Here is a 21,247-nt window from a genome sequence, read left to right as displayed (position 1 = left end):
ACGTTTACCCATCTATGCCTGAGCGGCCTGAGTTCTGTATTCAACAGGACTCAGGCCGTTTAGCTTCAGTCTGATACGCGAGTGATTGTAATACTGGATGTACTCGTCGATGCCAGCGTGAAGCTCATCAAGGTCGTTAAATTTATTCAGATAAAAAAATTCTGACTTCAGTGTGCCGAAAAAACTCTCCATGGCCGCATTGTCGTAGCAGTTACCCTTGCGCGACATGCTCGGCGTCACGGAGCTTTTTTTGAGAGCCCGCAGGTAAATGGGCATTCGATACTGCCAGCCCTGGTCTGAGTGCAAAACCGGTTTTTCATGCGGCTGAAGTCGCTTGAATGCACCTTTGAGCATCTTCCCGACCATATCGAACAGCGGCCTTCTGGCAACCTCATAGGAAATGATTTCGCCGTTGTACAGATCCAAAACGGGCGACAGATAAAGCTTCTGGCCTCCAACTTTGAACTCTGTAACGTCGGTTACCCACTTTTGATTGGGTGACGGAGCTTCGAACTCACGCTTCAAAAGATTTGGCGCTGCCTTGCCTACCTCACCCTTGTAGGCTCGGTATTTCTTCACGCGCACCAAGCTCTTTAGTTGAAGCTGCGCCATCAGTCGCTGAACCGTCTTGTGATTGACGAGATGACCAGCGCTTCGTACCGCAGCCGTTATCCGGCGGTAGCCATACCGGCCCTTATGCTCATCGAACGTCGAACGAATCTTGTCTTTCAGCTCAGCGTGCTTATCAGCCGCTTGCAGCGCCTTTTGCTGATAGTAAAAGGTGCTGCGTGCCAAACCGGCGAACTTCAGCAGGCTTTCGAGAGAGTGCCGCGGCCTCAGTCCAATTACGATTCGCGCTTTTTCTGCTGCGCTACTCGTTTCTTCTCCTGAACCAAGGCATCGAGCTTTTTTAGGTAGTCGTTTTCCATCCGCAACTGCTTTACCTCGGCAAGCAGATCATCGCGTGAGCGCGACTCATCATCGGGTGAGTCGGGTTGAACAGGAGGAATGGTGGTTGGCATTTTTTTCGGACGTCCGGCTCTATTAGGCTGCTTGGTAAGGGCATCAAAACCGCCCTCATCATAGCGGCGCTCCCAGAGGCCGATGATGCCGAACCTGCGGATGTCGAACAAGGCCGCCGTCTGCCGATAGGACAGCTGTTCCTTACGCATACGTTTCAAAACAGACAGTTTGAAGTCGTTGCTATAGCGCTGCAGCTTTTTCTGTTTCAGCCCGGCAGCGCCATGCACCTGATAGGCCGCAACCCACTGGCGAAGGGATGAAAAATCCACATTGTGACGGTGTGCCACATCCCTCAAACCCGCGCCACCGGAACAATAGTCCTGCACCGCTACCAGTTTTACTTGCTCTGTGTATTTACCCATGACCCCCCCAAAGGTTGTGTCCAATCTTTGGGGGTCAGTTCATTTTTTAGGTGGACACCATCGCCTTTGGCGTCGGGGCCAGGAAGGTGAGTTGGCCGGGCGCTTACGCGGCAGCGTACTAAATAGACCATTTACCTTATACAAACGTGTGGATTGAAATCAATCGCATGACTTATCTGCATTAATTAACTGCTTTGACATATGAAATTTCGGGAGTTACTGGAGCCACAGCAAACGTCTAGGCTTGAAATCCAGCAGCTCTTTAGCGCGCAAATTTGAGGCACCACGAATTGCTTCATTGTAGAATAAAGCTTCTGAGCCAACGGTGCGCAAGGCTTGTTCTGCTGTTATGGAGCCAGGTAATGGCGCTCCCACCCACTTACTGAACGCCGGTAGCCACTCACTAACTGGGAGTGGGTTATCATCGACGATATTGTATACTCCGCACTCACTGTGTAGCGCTGCCACGGTCGCTTCGATTGCATCATCCAGGTGAACAAATGACCACACACCGTTCCCTCGGCCGATGATCACCGACTCACCCTTCCTCGCTTGCTCTGCAATAGCGCCTGTCGGGTGGTACCAAGTACCAGGTCCGTAGAAGAATCCGTACCGCAGCACTACCCCGGTCAGAGCTTGGCTTGCCAAAATCTCGTCTTCATATGCCTGAAAGGTTCTTGCACTTTCTCCAACGACGCCAGGTGCATCAATGCACAACTTGGCGTCTTCAGCAGCTAACTCGCCTTCTGCCGCTTGGAGATAGAACCCGCGCGATTGCATGATGTAACGCTTAACCCCAAACTCTTCAGCTGCAGAGAGCAAATTCTTCCCACCTATTTGATGCAGCCGAGTGTCATTCGGCATGTACTTAATGAGTTCGGCAGGATCTGCAGGGAGGAGAGTCAATTGGTCAATGACTACGTCAGGCTTGGCGTCCCGGATAGCGTCACGCACTGATTCCGTGTTAAATACATCAGCGACGACGGGTTTTGCGCCGATCCCTCGAAGAATATCTACCCCAGCACCTGCTCGGGTGATGCCAGTAACTTCATGACCAGCTGCGCAAAGCAGCCGAGTCAGTGGGACACCTACAGCGCCAGTTGCTCCAGCGATCAAGATTTTCATAGTTCGTATCCTCAGTGATGGTCCAGCAAGGCTTGCGGTATGTTCCGGAAGCTAATAGCCATTCTGTTGTAGAAATTCATCAAGCTGACAGCGATTGTGAGATCCACCAGCTCACGCTCCTCAAACACTTTCCTTACTGCAACATATGCAGAGTCAGAAACCCCCGTGTCTGCGACCTTAGTGACCTGCTCAGCCCACGCTAGAGCTGCTTGCTCACGGGTGTCGAAAAGATTACCTGCCTCAGTCCACGCTTGGACTAACGCTATTTTTTCGACCTTAACGCTTTTTTTGATCAGGTCGCGGGTATGCATATCCAAGCAGTAAGCGCAGTTGTTGATTTGCGAAACGCGCAGATAGACCAGATCAACAAGTACCTCATCCAAGCCACTTTGCATGACGTAGCCGTAGACACTGCCCAGCGCTTTCACTCCTGCAGGGGCGAGTTGGTTGTAGTCGAGCCGCCTAGTCATGAGGTTACTCCTCACCCTGGTTTTTAACGGGGGTTGTGAGCGCTTTGTCATTGGAGTCAACGACGAATACCGCAAGTAGTTTGGCCGGTTCGGTCTTGCTTGCGTTCCGGCTCACAGGATGACGCGAGCCTGGATTTTCAAACCAGCTTTCGCCTGCTTTAAAGATCTGTTTAGGTCCGTCATTCACCTGCGACTCGATCGACCCCGACACTACGTAGGCGTAGATGAAAGCGGATTTCGCATGAACATGGGATGGCGAGGCAGCTCCTGGGGCGTATTCAACCTCAACTGCGACCAGCGATTTTCCTGGAATATTCGGTATGGCGTGCTCAAAGTTTGGCTTCACCACTTCACTCTGGCCATGCGCTTGAGCCGACATCGCGCTTATGAGCAAAACGCCACTGAAAAGAGCAACTGTGAGATTGAAATGCTTCATTATTGCGTCCTCATGGACTGGGTGGAAGCTCAGTATTCACACTAGCTGGTGTATGAAAAAGCCCCAAAAAAGCATTATTTTTTTGTACCACGCCGACCTCCCAGGTCTAACGGAACGGAACGCATGACTCTAAATTTTCAGCTCGACCGAACCATACGCACACCACTGACCGAGCAAATCCAGCGATCAATCACAAAAGCCATTGAGTCAGGAGTATTGTCTCCAGGTGCACGGCTTCCCTCTTGGGTTGACCTAGCAGCGCAGCTTGGGGTGTCGCGAGGCACAGTGCGCGCTGCGTATGAAATGCTAATGGATGCACAGTTGGTGGTTGCATCCAGAAGTGCTGGAACGAGGGTTTCTGATCGCCCGGCTATTCTTTTGAAGGAAACTATACAGCCGCCCGATACAGGGTTCATGGAACTCTACAAGGAGTTTACGGCAGGTCCGGCCATCTTCCAGTTAGGTGTTCCGGCTCATGAAACCGTACCTGCGAAGCTGTTCAGTCAAATTCGGTCCCATGCAATGCACTCAGAGCGTCGCGGTTCGGCCCTGTACCCGGATCCACGCGGTGAGTTCGAATTACGACGGGTGATCGCGGCATACCTTGCCATTGCTCGAGGCATCGAGTGTCTTCCATCTCAGATCATCATTACCAACGGCTTTGCCGGGGGGTTAGGTTTGGCATTACAAGCGCTGGATCTAAGAGGCCGTAGCGCCTGGATTGAGGACCCATGTTTCCCATTTTCTCGAAAAGGTTTAGAGCTTGCCGGTCTTAAGCCCATTGCCATCCCAGTAGATTCGGAAGGCCTAGATGTCGAACAGGCGAGGAAGCTCGAAAGTGATGTCGCATTGGCGCTATTGACCCCTGGCCAGCAGGCTCCTTTGGGTATGACGCTTTCCTTAGCTAGACGCCTGAGTCTGCTGAGGTGGGCAACAGAATCTGGTGGTTGGATCATTGAAGATGACTACCTAAGCGAGCTGCAGCTGGAGAGCCGAGCCGCTTCTGCGCTCGCTTCGCTGGACCGCGATGGCCGTGTCATTCACATCGGCTCCTTCAGCAAAACGTTGAGCCCAACGATTCGCTTGGGATTCGTGGTAGCGCCTCCAACTTTGGCTCCGAGATTGAGTGAAATTGCTACATGTCTTAGCCCAGCACCAGGACCCGCCGTCCAGCTCGCCACGGCGAAATTCATCCACCAAGGCCATTACCTCCGACATCTGCGTCGGGCCAAAAGGCTTTACTGCACCCAAAGAGATGAGCTGCTGAAAACAATTGCCAACAGCGACGTACGTGCTGAGATCTCCACCGCAGGCTTAGCTGTGCTACTGAAACTGCCAACAGGGTCTCCAGATCTTAAAATCGCTCGGGAGGCATCAATCTTTGGGATGTCTCCAGGAGCCCTTAGCCCTTGGTACTCATGTCCAGAGCGTGCTGAGGCAGCTTTAATGCTCGGCATTACAACCAGCTCGAACCGACACTTAAAAGTGTCTTGCGATCGACTCAGTGAACTCATTCGTCGCCACACTTGAGCTCACGTTCATTCCGATAGCGACCATAATGGGTCGTTGGCCATAAGCGTGGTCACCCAATCGGTAAACGCACGAACTCTAGCAGAGAGATGCCGGGTGTAAGGGTACACTATCGATATAGGCATGCTAGTCATATGCCAGTCAGCCAGCACTCTTACCAGGGCCCCAGTATTGAAGTGAGGGACGGCCTCAGCGGTGGGGAGAAATGCGATACCCAGTCCCGCGACGGCTGCGGCGGCTGTTGCGCTGCCATTGTTGAAATACATGGATGGTTGGTGATCTAGGGTGAAGCTTTCGTCTCCCCGCGTAAGAGTTGGGATAAAACGCTTATCTGTCGCCGGAAACTTGAAGCCCAAGTGCTTGTGATGTGGCAACTCTGCCGGACTCTGGATAGGACCAACGCCAGCTAAGTATGTTGGAGAGGCGCAAAAACAGAATCTCATCTGCCCAATCGCGCGAGATACGAGATCCTGGTCCATAATCATTCCAGCTCGGATGGCGCAGTCTACGCCTTCTTGGACCAAATCGACGACACGTTCGCTACAGCCTATATCGAGGCGAATCTCGGGAAACTCTGAAGCGAAATTCGAGAGTGCAGGGATTAAGAAGAAGATCCCAACGGGAGACGCCATCTCGACACGCACTCGGCCCCTCACGACATATCGGCTCTGTGATGTCGACGCCTCCAGTTCGTCTACATCGTCTATCACCGCTCGCGCTCTTACGTAGTAGGCAGCACCCTCTGGTGTCGAGGATACCTTTCGGGTGGTGCGGTGCAAGAGCTTGACACCAAGCAGAGTTTCCAGGGCCAGCACCTGACCCGAAATGGTCGTCTTGGCAAGGGACAAGGAGTCTGCTGCTCCACTGAAGCTTCCAACCTCTATTATGCGGCAGAACGCTCGCATCGCTGCCAGTCGATCTAGCGCCATTGTCTGTCCATCCGTACAAATAAAACGATTTTACCTAGTTTATCCGAGATCATGGTTTTACTAAACTTTCCCTATGCCATCGATGTGGCGGATAACTGGAGTATATTATGAGCAACAAACGTATCAATTACTATGAAGCTGCCCCTCAGGCAATGAAAGCCATGATGGGTCTGGAAAAGGCGGTCTCCCAATCTATACTGCCAGCGTCGTTGCGAGAATTGGTTCGGATTCGCGCTTCGCAGATCAACAGCTGCGCCTACTGCATCGATATGCACACTGCCGATGCTTCGAAAGCAGGTGAAACCACACGCCGCCTGATGGCAGTGAGTGCCTGGAAAGAGACTCCTTTCTTCGATGCCCGCGAGCGCGCTGCACTGCTGTGGACCGAAACACTCACCCTTGTCGCGGAAAAGCATGCGCCCGACGAGATTTACGATGAGGTGGCCGCTCACTTCAACGAGCAGGAGTTGTCAGAGTTGACGTTTGTGATTGCAGCTATCAACGCTTGGAACCGTTTCGGCGTCGGCTTCGCCATGCAGCCGAAGTAATACCCTCTCCAAAATTTAGGGTGTTTGGTAGTTCACGATAACTTTCCTTCCTGCCAATAGCTATCAAACACTTTCTATAACATAATTTTTTTGATTTTGCGTACTTCTGTGAGCAAAATTTTTATTGAGTTATTATGCAAATTATTGCTAAAACATTCGCTGTTGTTGTCTTGGCGCTGCCAGTGTTTGCACACGCATCAGACGGTGCAGAAGCCGCAGAGCGCTTCAAAGAGCAAAACAAAGCCACTTTCGCTCAACACGCGAAAGTTCGGGCGGATCGCGAAAAGCGTGAACTGAAAGTTTCTAAAGAATTGACCAAGAATGCTAGCAGCGCAAGCAGCCAGCGTGAAGGAAGCTCTGCTGAGTAATTTTAAATTTTTGATCACCCTATCGATGTAAAAAAGGAAAACTCCGTGCGTGCCTCCTCAGTCGCAGCTACTAGTTTAGCTGCCACTTTTCTGCTTATCAGTGGTTGTAATAAAGAAGCTGAATCAAAACTACTAGCAGCCTCTCCGGCTGTTGATGTGGTCAGCGTAACCGTCCAGCAAGTAAAACCATGGGATAAATTTAATGGCCGTGTTGGAGCTGTGGAGACGGTTTCGATCCTCCCTCACGTCAGTGGTTATATCACTAAGGTCGCGTACCAAGAAGGAAGCGAAGTAAAAAAAGGGGACCTTCTTTTCATCGTTGACCAGCGACCATATCGAGCCGCATTGGCCAGTGCCCAAGCTCGATTGGAGCAGTCCCGCGCCTCCCTCGCTTTTGCGAAGCAGCAGAATCATCGAGCTCAACAGCTCGTCAAAACTAATGCCATTTCCACGGAAGAAGCTGAGCAGAAGCTTGCAGCCTATGAGCAAGGCGTCGCAGAAGTGCATGCTGCTGAAGCCGCAGTAACAACTGCAACCTTGGATCTTGAGTTCACCGAGGTCCGTTCGCCTATTAACGGGCGCACGAGCCGAGCACAGCTGACAGTAGGGAATTTGGCGGTCGCCGACCAGTCAGTTTTAACGTCTGTAGTTTCTCAAGACCCTGTCTATGTTTATTTTGATCCAGATGAGCAGAGCTTCTTGAGTTACCAGAAGCGGCTTAAAGCGTCTCAGACAACCAGCGTGCGCATTGGTCTGACAAGCGATGAGAACTACCCGTATGAAGGCGACCTCACGTTTGTCGATAATCAAGTTGATTCCGCCACCGGTACTATCCGAGCCCGAGCGACTTTGAAAAATCCAGACAGAATGTTGACACCTGGCCTTTACGCCAAAGTCGAGCTTTCCGTTGGCGGCTCTGAAGAGATGGCGTTGGTGCCCGAGCGAGCGATCTTGAGTGATCAAGATAAGAAATACGTCTATACATTGAGCGACGACAATAAAGCCGAGAAGCGCTATGTCGAGCTTGGAAAGCTAGTTGGGCATAAGCGTGTTATCACCGCCGGTCTAGAAAAGACTGATCGAGTGGTGGTTTCCGGCCTTCAACAGATTTATGCAACCGGAACACCTGTCTCTCCCAATTTACTTGGTCCCGAAAATATCGGCATAAAAATTTCTAGTGCCAACGAAAGCTCGAAATAAACTGCAAAGGCCAGCCCCATGGATTTCTCAAAATTCTTTATTGACAGGCCAATCTTCGCGATTGTCCTGTCGATCGTTATTTTCGCAGCTGGGTTGATAGCAATCCCGCTGTTGCCGGTTGGCGAATACCCAGAAGTTGTTCCGCCGACCGTGGTGGTCAAGGCGACATATCCAGGTGCTAACCCCAAAGAGATCGCGGAATCGGTGGCGGTGCCGCTGGAGGAAGCCATCAATGGTGTGGAGGACATGGTGTACCTGAAATCGGTTGCCAGTTCCGATGGCACGCTGCAGGTTGTCGTCACCTTCAATTCAAAGGTGGACCCTGACACGGCCGCTGTGCGCGTCCAGAACAGGGTAAGCCAGGCTCTTTCACGTCTGCCCGAATCGGTGCGCCAATACGGCATAACTACGCAGAAACAATCTCCGACACCGCTAATGTACGTGGACATGTATTCCAGCAGTGAGAAATACGACGCTCTGTATCTGCGAAATTATCTCCGCCTACATGTGAAGGATGAGCTGGCTCGTATCCCGGGGATTGGCGATGTTGTGCTTTATGGCTCCGGTGATTATGCAATGCGGATCTGGCTTGATCCAAATAAGCTCGCAACACGCGGCATCACTGCTCAAGACGCGATCAATGCCATTCGCCAGCAGAACGTCCAGGTCTCAGCGGGGCAACTCGGTGCTGAACCTTCTCCACAAAATACGGATTTTCTGATTTCCATCAACGTCCAGGGCAGGCTGAAAACGGAGCAGGAGTTTTCCGATATCGTCCTGAAATCAGGACGTGATGGCCAGATTTCTCGGCTCTCCGATGTCGCACGTATTCAAGTGGATTCTGGCGATTACACGATGCGAGTATTCCGGGGGAAAAATGAAGAGGTTGCAGTCGGAATATTCTTGACGCCTGGAGCTAACGCAATTGACGTCGCCAACAAGGTCTACTCGAAACTTGACGCGTTGTCGAAAGACTTCCCAGAGGGGGTCAAATACGTGAGTGTTTGGGACCCAACTTTGTTCGTACGCGACTCGATTAGCGCGGTACAGCACACGCTGTTCGAGGCCATGATCCTGATCGTTTTGGTAGTAGTAATCTTCCTGCAAACGTGGCGAGCCTCGATCATTCCATTGATCGCTGTGCCTGTGTCGATCGTTGGCACCTTCGCCTTCTTGTACCTGTTCGGCTACTCAATTAACACACTCACACTGTTTGGCATGGTTTTGGCGATTGGCATCGTCGTCGACGACGCAATCGTGGTAGTCGAAAACGTTGAGCGAAATATCGAGCTTGGCCAGACGCCGCTACAAGCCGCGCACCAAGCTATGCGGGAGGTTTCGGGTCCGATTCTGGCGATCGGCCTAGTTCTGTGTGCAGTCTTCATACCCATGGCATTCATGAGCGGAGTGACAGGCCAGTTCTACAAGCAGTTCGCTGTCACCATCGCAATTTCAACGGTGATATCGACGGTCAACTCCCTGACCCTTTCCCCAGCACTCGCAGCCAAGCTGTTGCGCCATCACGATAGCCCGAAAGATAGGCTGACCCGATGGATGGATTTTTCTTTGGGTTGGCTGCTGCGGCCGTTCAATCGATTTTTCAATCACAGCTCGGAGCGTTATGAGAGCAGCATCGCCAGGTTGCTTCCGCGCAAAGGACCAGTTTTCGTTGTTTACGCCGCACTTTTAGGTGTGACTGGACTGCTCTTCAACACAATCCCGACTGGCTTCATTCCCAATCAGGACAAGCTTTATCTCTTTGCAGGTGCGACTCTACCTCCCGGAGCATCGCTCTCTCGCTCTGACGCTGTGGCCCGAGAGATGGCTGCAATCGCTATGACTGTTGATGGAGTGGACTATGCCAACTCGTATGTTGGCTCCAACGCGCTGCAGAATACTGCAACGCCGAACCTGGTAACGTCCTATGTCCTCCTCAAGCCTTTCAGTGAGCGCACACGAAGCGCAGAGGACATCAACGCGGAACTGAACACAAAGTTTGCAGCGATCAAAGACGGTGCCGCCTATGCGCTATTGCCCCCGCCAATCCAGGGTTTAGGTAATGGTTCGGGATATTCGCTGTTCCTGACGGACCGTGGTGGCCTAGGGTATGCCGCGCTGCAGGAGGCGCTGGATAAATTTCAAGCTGAAGTAGCTAGCACTCCGGGCATGACTTTCCCAGTCAGTTCCTACCAATCCAATATCCCTCAATTGGAGGTGAAGGTTGATCGCGTTAAAGCTCAAGCTCAGGGCTTAGAGCTGCCTGCAATTTTTGACACTCTTCAGACCTATCTGGGATCCGTTTACGTAAATGACTTCAACATGTTTGGACGGGTCTACCGCGTCGTTGCTCAGGCCGATTCCAGCTTCCGACAAACCGCTGAAGACGTCGGTAACCTTCGCGTTCGTAATGCTCAAGGGGGCATGGTGCCACTGAGCGCAGTAGTTAATATTTCCTCGACGTTTGGGCCCGACCCGGTCATGCGCTTCAACGGTTTCCCCGCAGCTGATTTGATTGGCGATGCAGATCCCAAAGTCATGTCATCCGGCGACGTTATCAAGAAGCTTGAAGAAATCGCCGTTCGCACCTTACCTCGAGGCATCGACCTAGAGTGGACGGACCTCAGCTATCAGCAAGTAACCCAGAGCAACACAGCCATCATTGTGTTCCCCATTGCAGTATTGCTTGCATTCCTGGTGCTGGCTGCACTATACGAAAGCTGGACGTTGCCATTAGCAGTCATTCTGATTGTGCCGGTCTGTATGTTCGCTGCACTTGTAGGCGTCTGGCTTGCGGGTGGAGATAACAACGTCTTCGTCCAAGTCGGCCTAGTAGTACTAATGGGGCTGGCATGCAAGAACGCGATTTTGATCGTCGAATTTGCTCGCGAGCTGGAAATGCAGGGACGTGGGACCATCGAAGCGGCGCTAGAAGCATGTCGACTGCGCTTGCGACCCATCGTCATGACATCGATCGCGTTCATTGCCGGCACCGTACCGCTCTTAATCGGGGCCGGAGCAGGTAGCGAAGTTCGTCACGCGACAGGCGTAACTGTTTTCGGTGGGATGCTGGGTGTGACCATTTTCGGCCTTTTCCTGACCCCAGTGTTCTATGTGGCGATGAGGAAGCTTGGTGCAACTATTCCTGACCACCCATCAAGCATGGCGGCACATGAGAAGGAGAGCCTCACTCATGGTTAATCTCAAAAGCTACTCACTCCCAGTGCTGTTAGTGTTGTTAGCCGGATGCACCGTGGGGCCAGATTTCTCCCGGCCCGAAACTACTGCTTTGCCACAGTCCTTTACAAATATAAGCGGTCCGAACGTGGCCTCGCGCGATGAGGCCGCAGACTACCAGTTCTGGAGGCAATTCAATGACCCCCAGTTGACTGAACTGGTGGAGCAAGCTTTGTCTCAGAACTACGACCTTCGCACGGCGTTAGCGAACTTTGATGCGGCAAATGCTCTATTACGCGCCGCCAAGTTTGACCATATACCAACCGTCACAATGTCAGCAGATGCGGGGCATCAGCGACTGAGCTCAGATGAAGCCAACGGGACCTCCCGCAGTAATGATGTTTACTCCCACAAAGCCTCACTTAGTTGGGAGCTAGATTTCTTTGGCCGAGTAAGGCGGTCATTGGAGTCGAAGCGATCGGAGGTGGAAGCCAAGGCGAGTGATCTCAAGGCAATTCAGGTCGTGGTGGTAAGCAATGTAGCCACGACTTATATAGATTTGCGTGCGGCCCAACGGATGCTCGAACTGTCGAAGGCTAACGCAGTAAGTCAGCGACAAACTTTGGATATCGTTAAGGGACGGTTGGATGCAGGGCGGGGATCATCTTACGAGCTGTCTAGAGCGCAGGCTCAGTTGGATACTACCCTTGCGCGCATTCCACAGTTCGAGGTGAAAATCGCCATCGATAAGCACAGGCTTGCAGTTCTGACTGGTATGAGTCCTGCTTCGTATGATTCGTTATTGCCAGGTGAGGCTGCTATGCCGTCAGTGCCTGAGGCAATAAAAGCAGATACCCCAGCGAACGTCATCCGCAGGCGTCCTGACGTCGCTTCGGCCGAACATACTCTACACGCCGCTACAGCACAGATCGGGGTAACCACTGCCGATCTGTTCCCAAGGGTTACCCTAGGAGCCGCTATCGGTACGTATGCTTTTAACGGAAGTTCGCTCTACTCTAACTCCGCAGAGTCCAACCTAACCTTGCTTGGTATTGACTGGTCGTTTCTCGACGCGGGGCGAGTGAAGAGTCGAATCGAGGCCGCGGACGCTGAAGCAGCCGGTCGGCTGGCGAATTACCAACAAACCGTGTTGATGGCTCTTGAGGACGTGGAAAATGCAATCGTAGGCTTCTCACGGATTAAGGATGAAGATGCCCGCTTGACTAGCGCTGCCGTTGAATTGAAACGGGCCTCGGATCTCGCTGGTGACAAATATCGGGCTGGCGCTATCGAATTATCCGAGCGATTGGATGTTCAGCGTGAGCTATACAGCGCACAAATAGAGCAGACCTCCAGTCAGGCGAGGAATGCAGCTGCTGCAGTGAATTTGTTCATCTCGATAGCTGGAGGTTGGTCTTGGAACGTCAAAAAGAGCTAGTGTCACTGATGTAAACCAGTATGCAGCCCGGGTGCGTCGACACCATTCCGGGCTGCAGTCCACGTATCCTTAGCCGCGCGTGCGCCTACACTTGATATAAGGCTTTCATTAACTTCAATTGAATCGCCTCGGTTTTTTTAGATATGCTGCAAGCTCATTGCACTGTCCCCCCGACATTATAGACATTTCTAGCCTACGCTTTGAGCATAGGAGGAAGTTTAGAGCGCTTAACGATTCATGCCGGAATTCAAAGCAGAAGCCGTCAGGCAAGTCATTGAACGCAGATATTCCGTTGCGGAAACGTAACCGTCTGGCCAACTCACCTCTCAGCACGCAGACCAGCTCAGAAAAAAACGGGTGGAAAACAAAGCCTTGCCCGCAGGTATACCCATTGAATAAGCCTGTATCTGACGTAGCTCATGCAGAGCCTGCCAGCGGGTCGCAATCGACGATGGCTTCATTGTATACTTCTACTCCGCATACCCTTTGAGCTACAGGAACATCAGCATGACTGTACTCCAAACGATCTACTGGCAGCCTACGCCGCCTTAGCGCTACGCCCCCCCTCACAACAACCTGCTTCCGCTAGCCTCGCTCGCGGTTGCGCACGGATGTACGCCTGGTTTACACCTTAAGCACACAGCAAAAAAATCCTCAAAATTTGAATTTGTATCGATTCGCTCGCCATTCCCTTGGCGTGCGCGATGCAATGCCTTGGACATTTCTATGCTGCAAAAACTTAGACAAACGTGGTTTTCCAACGTCCGTGCCGACGTGCTCGCGGGGCTGCTGGTCGCACTCTCGCCGATCCCGGAAGCCATCGCCTTTTCCATCATCGCCGGGGTAGATCCCAAAGTCGGTCTATACGCCTCCTTCTGTATCTGTGCTGTCATCGCCTTTGTCGGAGGGCGCCCCGGAATGATCTCTGGGACGACAGGCGCCATGGCACTGCTAATGGTTACGCTTGTAAAAGAACATGGACACCTATACCTGCAGGCCGCGACTCTACTATGTGGCGTACTACAAATCCTTGCCGCCGACCCGAAGCTTGGCTCGTTGATACACTTTGTTTGACGCTCGGTAGTCACCGGGGTCGTAAACGCATTGGCGATCCTGATGTTTATAGAGCAATTGCCTGAGCCGACCAATGTCACCTGGCACGTCTATGCCATGACCGTAGCGGGGCTCGGGATCATCTACCTATTCCCATAAGTACCGAAGAGCGGCAAGCTGATTCCGTCACCGTTGGTATGCATCCTGGCCCTGACTGCCATTGCGATTTATCTGGGGTTGGATATCGGCACTGCCGGTGACATGGGCCCACTGCCTGACACGCTCCCGATCTTCCTCTAGCCTGAAGTTCCGCTGAATTTGGAAACCCTGCGTATCACTTTCCCGTACTCGGCTGTTGGCAGTAGTGGGTCTACTCGAATCAATGATGACCGCGAACATCGTCGACGACCTGACCGATACCACCAGCAACAAAAACCGCGAATGCAAAGGCCAGGGTGTGGCCAACATCGCCGCAGGCATGCTCGGCGGAATGGCGGGTTGCGCGATGATCGGCCAGTCGATCATCGACGTGAAATTTGGTGGCCGCCCCCTTCTCTCGACATAGTGTGCCGGCGTTTTCCTGCTGCTGATGGTGGTATTTCTTGGCGAATGGCTCTCCAAAATCCCTATGGCGGCACTCGTTGCAGTAATGATCATGGTGTCCATCAGCTCCTTTAGCTGGGACTCTTTGCGCAATCTGAAAGAGCATCCGCTGTCGACCAACCCGCCATGGTGGCGGCCGTCGTGGTTGTCGTGCCCACTAACAACCTCGCCTACGGCGTACTGGTAGGTGCGTTGCTAGCTTCGCTGTTCTTCGCAAACAAGGTCGGGCACTACCTGGATATCAAGAGCACTCTGGAAGAGATGAAATCGCATCGGACTTACCACGTCGTAGGCCAAGTGTTCTTTAACTCTGCGGACAAGTTCACTGAAGTTTTTGACTTCAAAGAAGCGCTCAACAATGTCACCATCGATCTCACACAGGCGCATTTCTGGGATATCACCGCCGTCGCAGCGCTGGATAAGCTCGTGATCAAGTTCCGACGCAAAGGCGCTGAGGTAGAACTGCTCGGTCTTAATGAAGCCAGCGTAACAATCGTTGACCGCTTCGGCGTGCATGACGAGCCCGGTGCCATCAACAAGCTTATAAGCCGCTAAAGAGAAGAACAATGCCCCACGTAATGGCCTGCATTGATAACTCGCAATCCTCATCGGCGGTCTGCGATTACGCAGCATGGGCCTCGCAACGACTCAGCGCTCCCTGACGTTGCTTAATGTGCTGGATAAGGAGAAGTATGCTGCATCCACTGACCTTACCGGCAACATAGGTCTCGGTGGCATTTGAGGGCAACGCTGCAGGCAACAAGCCCCTACAAATGCTTGCTTCAAGCCCGCTGTGCGAAGGCCTGCCAATTCGTCTCGCCATGGTTGGAACGGATTCTGAAGACAACAGGACGCGCGGGAGAAAGCACGAACCACGCTTGCCTCTTCTGGCTCGCTAGTGTATTCGAGATTCGCCCAGGCGAAGTAGAGTCGACATTGCATCCGTATCAGGCAGAGCACGGCATTGACCTCTTGGTCATGGGGCGTACGGGTACTCACGGATCAGGCAGTTTCTGATAGGCAGCGCGACCACGACGATGCTGCGTACATCCACCGTACCCGTATCGCTGCTTCGCTGAGCCAGTTCCACTGGCCAAAGTATTTCCAGCGCTGCGGAAATACCGCGGCCACCCTGACGATGACTAACTGATTTTGTCGTAACGAGACCACATGCAACTCATAACTGAAATTGTTTACCCCCAGCTGAAATCCAAGCAGGACAGAGTATTCCGTCGACATGCATCTCGCAGCATCGTGATGCGGGGTGAACAGATCCTGTTGCTGTTCACCAAGCGCTATAACGACTTCAGCTTTCCTAGAGGCAGCCTTGATGGTGACGAGGACATGTCACAGGCCTGAAGCGCGAGCGTGAGGAAGAGTTTGGTGCTCGTGAAATACAGGTGCTCCAGCGCTACGGTTAAATCGAGGATGTGCCGTCCTACTGGAAGCCACAGTACGATCTGATGCAAATGACCTCGGATTATTATCAATGCGAAGTAGCGACGCCCCCCCCCCCCCCGCCAGAGCCCGTGAGAATGGAAAGCCACGAAATCGCTAATGGTATGCGGCCAGCATGGATCAGAGGGGCATACGAGCGAGGAATAATGGCGGTACATTCTGCCGCGGGGAAACCCTGAAAGTCATACGAGGTAAGCAACCTTAAATACCGAAACCATAATTATCCTGAAGTGGTACTATTAGTTACATCTAAAGATTGCTGATGCCTCACTAAAACTATCTACTTTAAGAATGCGGTTGAAAGCACACACTGAGATCGACCAGTCAAGCATCATTGTACGATTTTCCGTAAGGACAAAACGAATTGGGCCAGTTTATCTAAGTGCCTAGAGCTCCTAAAATGCTGCTTATAACATGAGGGAACGGTATCAGTAGCTAACATCAAGCCAATCACCGACCTGTGGTATAGTAAAAAAATCTGTGTATACCGATGCCGATTATACGGAAGTCGACACGCAGTATGAGGATTTGACCGAGCAGCTATCTGGGAGGACGGACGACACCGTAACTATTCGAAATAGGGAGTGGAGCCTGGCCCCTAAAGCGAAGCGTAGTAGTGGGTGCTTGAGACATATACGCAAACTAGGACAAAGCTCAAAAGTCGGTTTCGGGGTAAGGAGAAGGGTCAGGTCAGCCATATGAATGTGCGACTTTTCGGATTGACCTAACACGTTGATTGCGCCGTACATCCCATGAGCGGCAAGTAAGCAGCTGTTAGGCACAGGTAAGTGGCGCCGGTAAACGCGCAAATCGCGCCGAAAAGTGGGGGTGATAACCATGTACAGCCTATCGGACGCTTCAAATTGATAACGCTCTGCGTTAGCGCGCTTAGGCTGAAATCGCGGATTTTATCGGAGCTCCCCTAGTTCCAAATACGGGCCTACGAAATCAAGGTGTGCAATCTAACTGCAAAGACTGGGTATTAGCGGTGTCTAAAATTCATTGAAGACGTTTGTTTGAAAACCGATACATTATCTAAAAATCAATAACGCACAGTAAAATGTTGGTACATAACTGTTTTTTGGGGGATCCCTAATGAAACTAGGTACATTCTGCACACTAGCCATAATATGTGTACTAACCGGTTGTTCAACTCCTGTCGCACCACCAGCAATTGTGCTACCAGATACTGTTCTGGGCATTTCTATGAACCGCACTAAAGAAGACTTCATACCGACTGGCGATCAGATTTCTATAGGAGTGATACTTAGCGAAAATACCCAAACCAATCTAACGTATCTACGACAATACCATAACAGCGCGGGTACTGGCTTCGGCAAGAATCTCCTAGTAGAGTCGATTCGTGACGCGTACATATCAACGTCAGACCCTCATCTGGCGGTAGACTGGCTGAAGGCCTCTCTTCGACGGGAGTTCGGCCAAGTGAAAGAATATCCGGATGTGCTGAGCCTAAAAGCAGCGAAACCCGATATTTTGGTAGTGGTCGACTTTCGTTTTCAACTTATCACCTCTCGAAACTCCGAAATTAAGGCGAATGTAGCGGCACATTTCTACGATAGAAGCTACAATCATCTCGGAACGGCAAAAGGAAGTGATGAAAAAATACTCTCTCCGATTTGGGCGGGCAACAAACGCACTGAGGAAATTGTTTCTGACATTAATGAGCAAAAGAATGTGCAAATCAGCGCGCTACAAAAATTTGATCGTTCCCTGAAAGACTTGTTAGCGCATAAGAGTGATAAGTTCTAAACAATTAGTGCCTTTTTTCACGAGCACGGTAAATGCCTGTTACTTCAAAAATATTGCAAAGCTGCGCCTTAACGATTGAGAAGGATCGTTAAAACTACAAGCTCAAAAAATTCACTGTTAGCTCCAACGACGCTCGAAATCATTCCTCAAAAAGTGGTCAGTTAAGGCATCAACGAAAACTCTGACCTTGTTAGGGAGGTACCGCCGTGTCTGATAGGCGATATTCATAGTAAGGCGCGGCAAGTCCCAATCATTAAGTAATGTAATAAGCTCTCCATTCTCAATATGATCATAAATAGCATATTTTGGCTGTGCCAAGATACCCATTCCATGCAAAGCAGCATTAATGGCTATTTGGCCATCATTCGTACGCAACGAAGGGTTAAGATTCACGATTACTTTTTGATTACCCTTTTCAAAAGGCAACTCATTAGGATTGTTCGCATAACTGTAAATTAACATTTTATGCTTGGTTAGATCCTCTGGTATAACAGGCATACCATACGTAGAGAGATATTCTCGAGAGGCAGCAAGAACTCGTTTTGTTACAGCAAGCTTTCTGATGGTCAAATTGCTGTCTGCTTCAAATTCACGTGTACGAATTGCCAAATCCACATTATTTTCCACAACGTCTAAGTACTGATTAGCTGCGATAATATCGACACTAATATCTGGATAGGCTTTATTAAACGCAGGTAAAAGCGGCTCAATATGCAACAAGCAAAAAGAAAGGGACGCAGTGATTCTTAATGTTCCACGAGGATTACCAACCGCATCCTTTGCAACTGCTTCAGCCTCGCCTAGGTCGGACAAAACGTCCTTGCAACGACGATAAAATTCCATACCGACCTCTGTCAACGCAAGGGAGCGGGTGGTGCGATGCACCAGGCGCACTCCGAGCCGCGTCTCAAGCATGCTTAGGTGGCGGCTAGCACTGGATACCGGTAGGCCCAGGACGTCAGCAGCACGACTAATGCTTGCTGCCTCTGCCACGTGTACAAAAAGTTCAATTTCGCGAAAACGGTCCATGCCAGTATTCCACTGAGTAGAAAGGTGTTTGCCAGAACTCTGTCTGTTTCTGCGTGTTTAGAAAGAATAACATTGCGGTGCGCCTTGCAAAAGAGCTACTCGCGAGTCATTGCAAATGATGTATCTTACAAAAACTACAGGAGGCAACAATGATATGCGTTAAGCACCATGTGCTCATCGGAGGCTTTCTGAGCTATATGTTCGATGCATTAGAGATAGTTATACTGGCCATTGCGCTACCTTCAATCATAATCGATACAGGGATATCGCGGACAGACGCGGGGCTGCTAGTAACAGCTACTTTATTAGGGATAGGCCTGAGTAGCGTTACAGTCGGATGGATGTCAGATAAATTTGGAAGAAGGCGAGCCCTCCTGTCATCGTTAACCTTCTTTGGATTATGCACCTGCATTATGGCAGAGCTTCACTCCTGGGAACAAATGTTAGTGCTAAGGTTCGCCGCAGGACTCGGGCTCGGTGGTGTCTGGAGCATTGTGTCCGCTTACATCTCCGAAACCTGGCCAAAGGAGAAACAGGCTAGAGCCACGTCGTTAGTGTTGAGTTCATTCCCTCTAGGCGCCGGGTTTGCCGCAGTGCTCTCAGCGCTTATTTTACCTGATTACGGCTGGAGAGCACTGTTCTTCACCTGCGGTGTTTCTACGATCATTCCAATCATATACGTTTTCTATTTTGTACCAGAATCGCCAAAATGGATTTCCGAGCGTGACGTCACTGCGACCGTTGAAAACACTTCTGGGCCACTTGAGATTTTCAGTGGAAATTTTTTGCGCCAGACAATGTTCGCCACGTTATCAGCATCATCTTCACTCCTCGCGTACTGGGGGGTAACATCTTGGTTACCAACCTACTTGGCAGCAGAGCGAGGCTTTGATCTCAAATCAATGTCGGGATATTTATTTGTATTGAACGCATCCACATTCATAGGTTATTTGATTTTTGGTTTTTTTGCAGACCGTTATGGAAAGCGTTTATTAGTCGTGCTTTCACTGCTCGCGACCGCCATGGTTCTTCCATTCTTTGCGTATGCTGAAGATCGAGCGACCCTCATGGCGCTAGGAGTTACTTACGCTTTCTTTCTGGTGTTCCCAGGGCTTTATGGCTCCTACTTTGCGTCACTATATCCGATTCATATCAGAACGACTGGTGCAGGATTTTGTTTCAACATAGGTCGTGGCATTTCAGCGCTGGCACCGTTTGCGCTGGGTTCTCTTTCGAACCAGATCGGCTTTTCATTGGCACTTTGCCTATGTGCGGCGCTTTACTGCGCCGGAGCAATTTTCGCGTTTTTTTTGCCCAGCAAGCCAAGCTGGTAAACCGAAGAGCTCTATAAATCAATTAAATTTACGAAACCCCATAATGCAGCTTAACCCGGTCCGTTTACCGTCAATGGGAACATAAACGAATTTAACGTCCACTTATTTAGTCTGTTCAAAACGATAATTTTTTTGCAAATCATCCGCAGGCTGATCAAGAATTAACGAGCTTTCAGCTCCCCAAAACAATACTAAGGATTCAGCGATGAAAAAAAATAGTAACTCAAACTATGAAAGTACGTTATTAGAAAATTTTACATATGCAACGTTTCCACAACGTGTTCTATTCGGTGCTGGACGCTTAAGCGAACTCCGCGCAGAAATCGATGTTTTAGGGTTTACACGTCCGTTACTCATTAGCACACCTCGCCAGAGGCCACTGGCCGAAATGGTGAGTGTAATCCTCGGAGCCCAAAGGGTGGCAGGTATCTTTGACCGCGCGGCAATGCACGTTCCCCTCGAATTAGTGCGTGAGGCATGTGCGTTAGTGAAAAGAATAGGAGCTGATGGTCTAATCACCATCGGTGGCGGTTCTACCATAGGTTTGGGAAAAGCCATTGCCCGTGAGTTAGGCATTCCAACGGTAGCGATTCCCACAACGTATTCAGGGTCGGAAATGACCGCGATATACGGTATAACTGAGGCTGGGATAAAAAAAACTGGCACAGATCCAAAAGTATTACCTCGGACCGTTTTGTACGACGCTGATTTGACTTTAGAATTACCGATAGACATTAGCATCACCAGCGCCTTGAACGCTATTGCTCACGGCGCTGAGGGTCTGTATGCCAAAAATCGAAATCCAGTCACGAATATAATGGCTGAAGCGGGTATAGCCGCTCTGGCTCGCGCAATTCCCAAATTCCGCAAAAATGATGGCAACTTCTGCAGCACTGGTGAAATGAGAGTTGCACGTTCCGATGCACTCTATGGGGCTTGGTTATGCGGGGGTGTACTTGGCAGTGTGACAATGGCCCTCCACCACAAACTGTGTCATACCCTCGGTGGCAGTTTTAACTTACCACATGCTGAAGTTCATTCCGTCATTCTGCCACACGCACTCGCCTATAACGCAGAAGCCGCGCCAGAGGCGATGGAAATTATCGCACGGGCCATCGGCTCCGAAAGTGCCCCTGCCGGAATATACGATTTAGCTTCAAAAAACGGCGCGCCAACATCACTTCGGGATATTGGCATGCATGAATCAAATCTTTCACTGGCTTGCGAGCTAGTTCTGAGTAATCAATATCCAAATCCACGCCGCCTCGAAGCCGAACCAATACACCGGCTACTCCGCGACGCATTTGAAGGTAACGCACCCTCTCCTACTACATGATGACGAACATAAAACATCAAGAATAATTCGAAATACTCAGCGTAGAATTCTCACCCAAAAC

At 50.9% G+C, this 21,247-nt stretch carries 15 protein-coding genes and 3 pseudogenes; 12 read left to right on the top strand and 6 right to left on the bottom strand.

Annotation, left to right across the window (positions count from 1 at the left end; translation table 11 throughout):
* Positions 1–12: 12 nt before the first annotated feature.
* From HX823_RS16190 to HX823_RS16175, 4 genes are all read right to left on the bottom strand, one after another.
* Positions 13–1,385 (bottom strand): IS3 family transposase gene (locus tag HX823_RS16190; protein WP_085984534.1). Its coding sequence is split into 2 segments (ribosomal slippage): positions 13–914 and positions 914–1,385, totalling 1,374 coding nucleotides; the frame shifts between segments, so codons are not numbered across the junction.
* Between the two features lie 216 nt (positions 1,386–1,601).
* Positions 1,602–2,510 (bottom strand): NAD(P)-dependent oxidoreductase, encoded by a 909-nt coding sequence (locus tag HX823_RS16185; RefSeq protein ID WP_016978940.1) that lies wholly within the window; start codon positions 2,508–2,510, stop codon positions 1,602–1,604.
* A gap of 11 nt (positions 2,511–2,521) precedes the next feature.
* Positions 2,522–2,980, bottom strand: coding sequence for a carboxymuconolactone decarboxylase family protein (locus HX823_RS16180; RefSeq protein ID WP_177075503.1), 459 nt, complete (start codon positions 2,978–2,980; stop codon positions 2,522–2,524).
* Between the two features lie 4 nt (positions 2,981–2,984).
* Positions 2,985–3,416 (bottom strand): cupin domain-containing protein, encoded by a 432-nt coding sequence (locus HX823_RS16175; protein WP_016970280.1) that lies wholly within the window; start codon positions 3,414–3,416, stop codon positions 2,985–2,987.
* Positions 3,417–3,539: 123 nt separating this feature from the next.
* Here HX823_RS16175 and HX823_RS16170 point away from each other — a divergent pair, with 123 nt between their 5' ends.
* Positions 3,540–4,946 (top strand): PLP-dependent aminotransferase family protein, encoded by a 1,407-nt coding sequence (locus HX823_RS16170; protein ID WP_025999953.1) that lies wholly within the window; start codon positions 3,540–3,542, stop codon positions 4,944–4,946.
* Between the two features lie 8 nt (positions 4,947–4,954).
* On the opposite strand, the gene HX823_RS16165 is transcribed toward HX823_RS16170, so the two are convergent.
* Complete coding sequence (locus tag HX823_RS16165) at positions 4,955–5,851, bottom strand: LysR family transcriptional regulator (protein WP_231124428.1); 897 nt, start codon at positions 5,849–5,851, stop codon at positions 4,955–4,957.
* A gap of 131 nt (positions 5,852–5,982) precedes the next feature.
* Between HX823_RS16165 and HX823_RS16160 the strand changes: the two genes are divergently transcribed.
* The 9 genes and pseudogenes from HX823_RS16160 (at position 5,983) to HX823_RS16125 (ending at position 17,487) form a co-directional block, all read left to right on the top strand.
* Positions 5,983–6,423 carry a carboxymuconolactone decarboxylase family protein gene (locus HX823_RS16160; RefSeq protein WP_016970277.1) on the top strand — a complete coding sequence of 147 codons (441 nt, stop codon included), beginning with the start codon at positions 5,983–5,985 and terminating at the stop codon, positions 6,421–6,423.
* 134 nt (positions 6,424–6,557) lie between these two features.
* Complete coding sequence (locus HX823_RS16155; RefSeq protein WP_177075501.1) at positions 6,558–6,791, top strand: hypothetical protein; 234 nt, start codon at positions 6,558–6,560, stop codon at positions 6,789–6,791.
* 45 nt (positions 6,792–6,836) lie between these two features.
* Positions 6,837–7,991 (top strand): efflux RND transporter periplasmic adaptor subunit, encoded by a 1,155-nt coding sequence (locus HX823_RS16150; protein WP_025999954.1) that lies wholly within the window; start codon positions 6,837–6,839, stop codon positions 7,989–7,991.
* 18 nt (positions 7,992–8,009) lie between these two features.
* On the top strand, positions 8,010–11,189 hold the full coding sequence (locus HX823_RS16145; RefSeq protein ID WP_016978943.1) for an efflux RND transporter permease subunit: 3,180 nt from the start codon (positions 8,010–8,012) through the stop codon (positions 11,187–11,189).
* Positions 11,182–12,603 (top strand): efflux transporter outer membrane subunit, encoded by a 1,422-nt coding sequence (locus HX823_RS16140; protein ID WP_016978944.1) that lies wholly within the window; start codon positions 11,182–11,184, stop codon positions 12,601–12,603. The genes HX823_RS16145 and HX823_RS16140 overlap by 8 nt, the downstream gene beginning before the upstream one ends.
* Before the next feature lie 726 nt (positions 12,604–13,329).
* A pseudogene (locus HX823_RS16135) lies at positions 13,330–14,814 on the top strand (SulP family inorganic anion transporter).
* An 11-nt stretch (positions 14,815–14,825) separates the two neighbouring features.
* Positions 14,826–15,338: pseudogene (locus HX823_RS31995) on the top strand (universal stress protein).
* Between the two features lie 91 nt (positions 15,339–15,429).
* Positions 15,430–15,839, top strand: a pseudogene (locus HX823_RS16130) (NUDIX hydrolase); the annotation flags it as partial.
* 973 nt (positions 15,840–16,812) lie between these two features.
* On the top strand, positions 16,813–17,487 hold the full coding sequence (locus HX823_RS16125) for a hypothetical protein (RefSeq protein ID WP_038843974.1): 675 nt from the start codon (positions 16,813–16,815) through the stop codon (positions 17,485–17,487).
* Between the two features lie 117 nt (positions 17,488–17,604).
* Here the strand turns inward: HX823_RS16125 and HX823_RS16120 are convergent, their stop codons facing one another.
* Positions 17,605–18,516 (bottom strand): LysR family transcriptional regulator, encoded by a 912-nt coding sequence (locus HX823_RS16120; protein ID WP_016976640.1) that lies wholly within the window; start codon positions 18,514–18,516, stop codon positions 17,605–17,607.
* A gap of 149 nt (positions 18,517–18,665) precedes the next feature.
* Here HX823_RS16120 and HX823_RS16115 point away from each other — a divergent pair, with 149 nt between their 5' ends.
* Together HX823_RS16115 and HX823_RS16110 are read left to right on the top strand one after the other, a co-directional pair.
* Positions 18,666–19,850, top strand: a complete 1,185-nt coding sequence (locus HX823_RS16115) for an MFS transporter (RefSeq protein WP_016976641.1) — start codon at positions 18,666–18,668, stop codon at positions 19,848–19,850.
* A 205-nt stretch (positions 19,851–20,055) separates the two neighbouring features.
* Positions 20,056–21,186 (top strand): maleylacetate reductase, encoded by a 1,131-nt coding sequence (locus HX823_RS16110; RefSeq protein ID WP_080589235.1) that lies wholly within the window; start codon positions 20,056–20,058, stop codon positions 21,184–21,186.
* Positions 21,187–21,247 lie beyond the last annotated feature (61 nt).

It is taken from the genome of Pseudomonas sp. P7759 (assembly GCF_013386445.1).
GTDB lineage: Bacteria > Pseudomonadota > Gammaproteobacteria > Pseudomonadales > Pseudomonadaceae > Aquipseudomonas > Aquipseudomonas azotoformans_A.
Note: the sequence above shows the minus strand (reverse complement) of the source record. Positions and strands in the feature narration are given on the sequence as shown.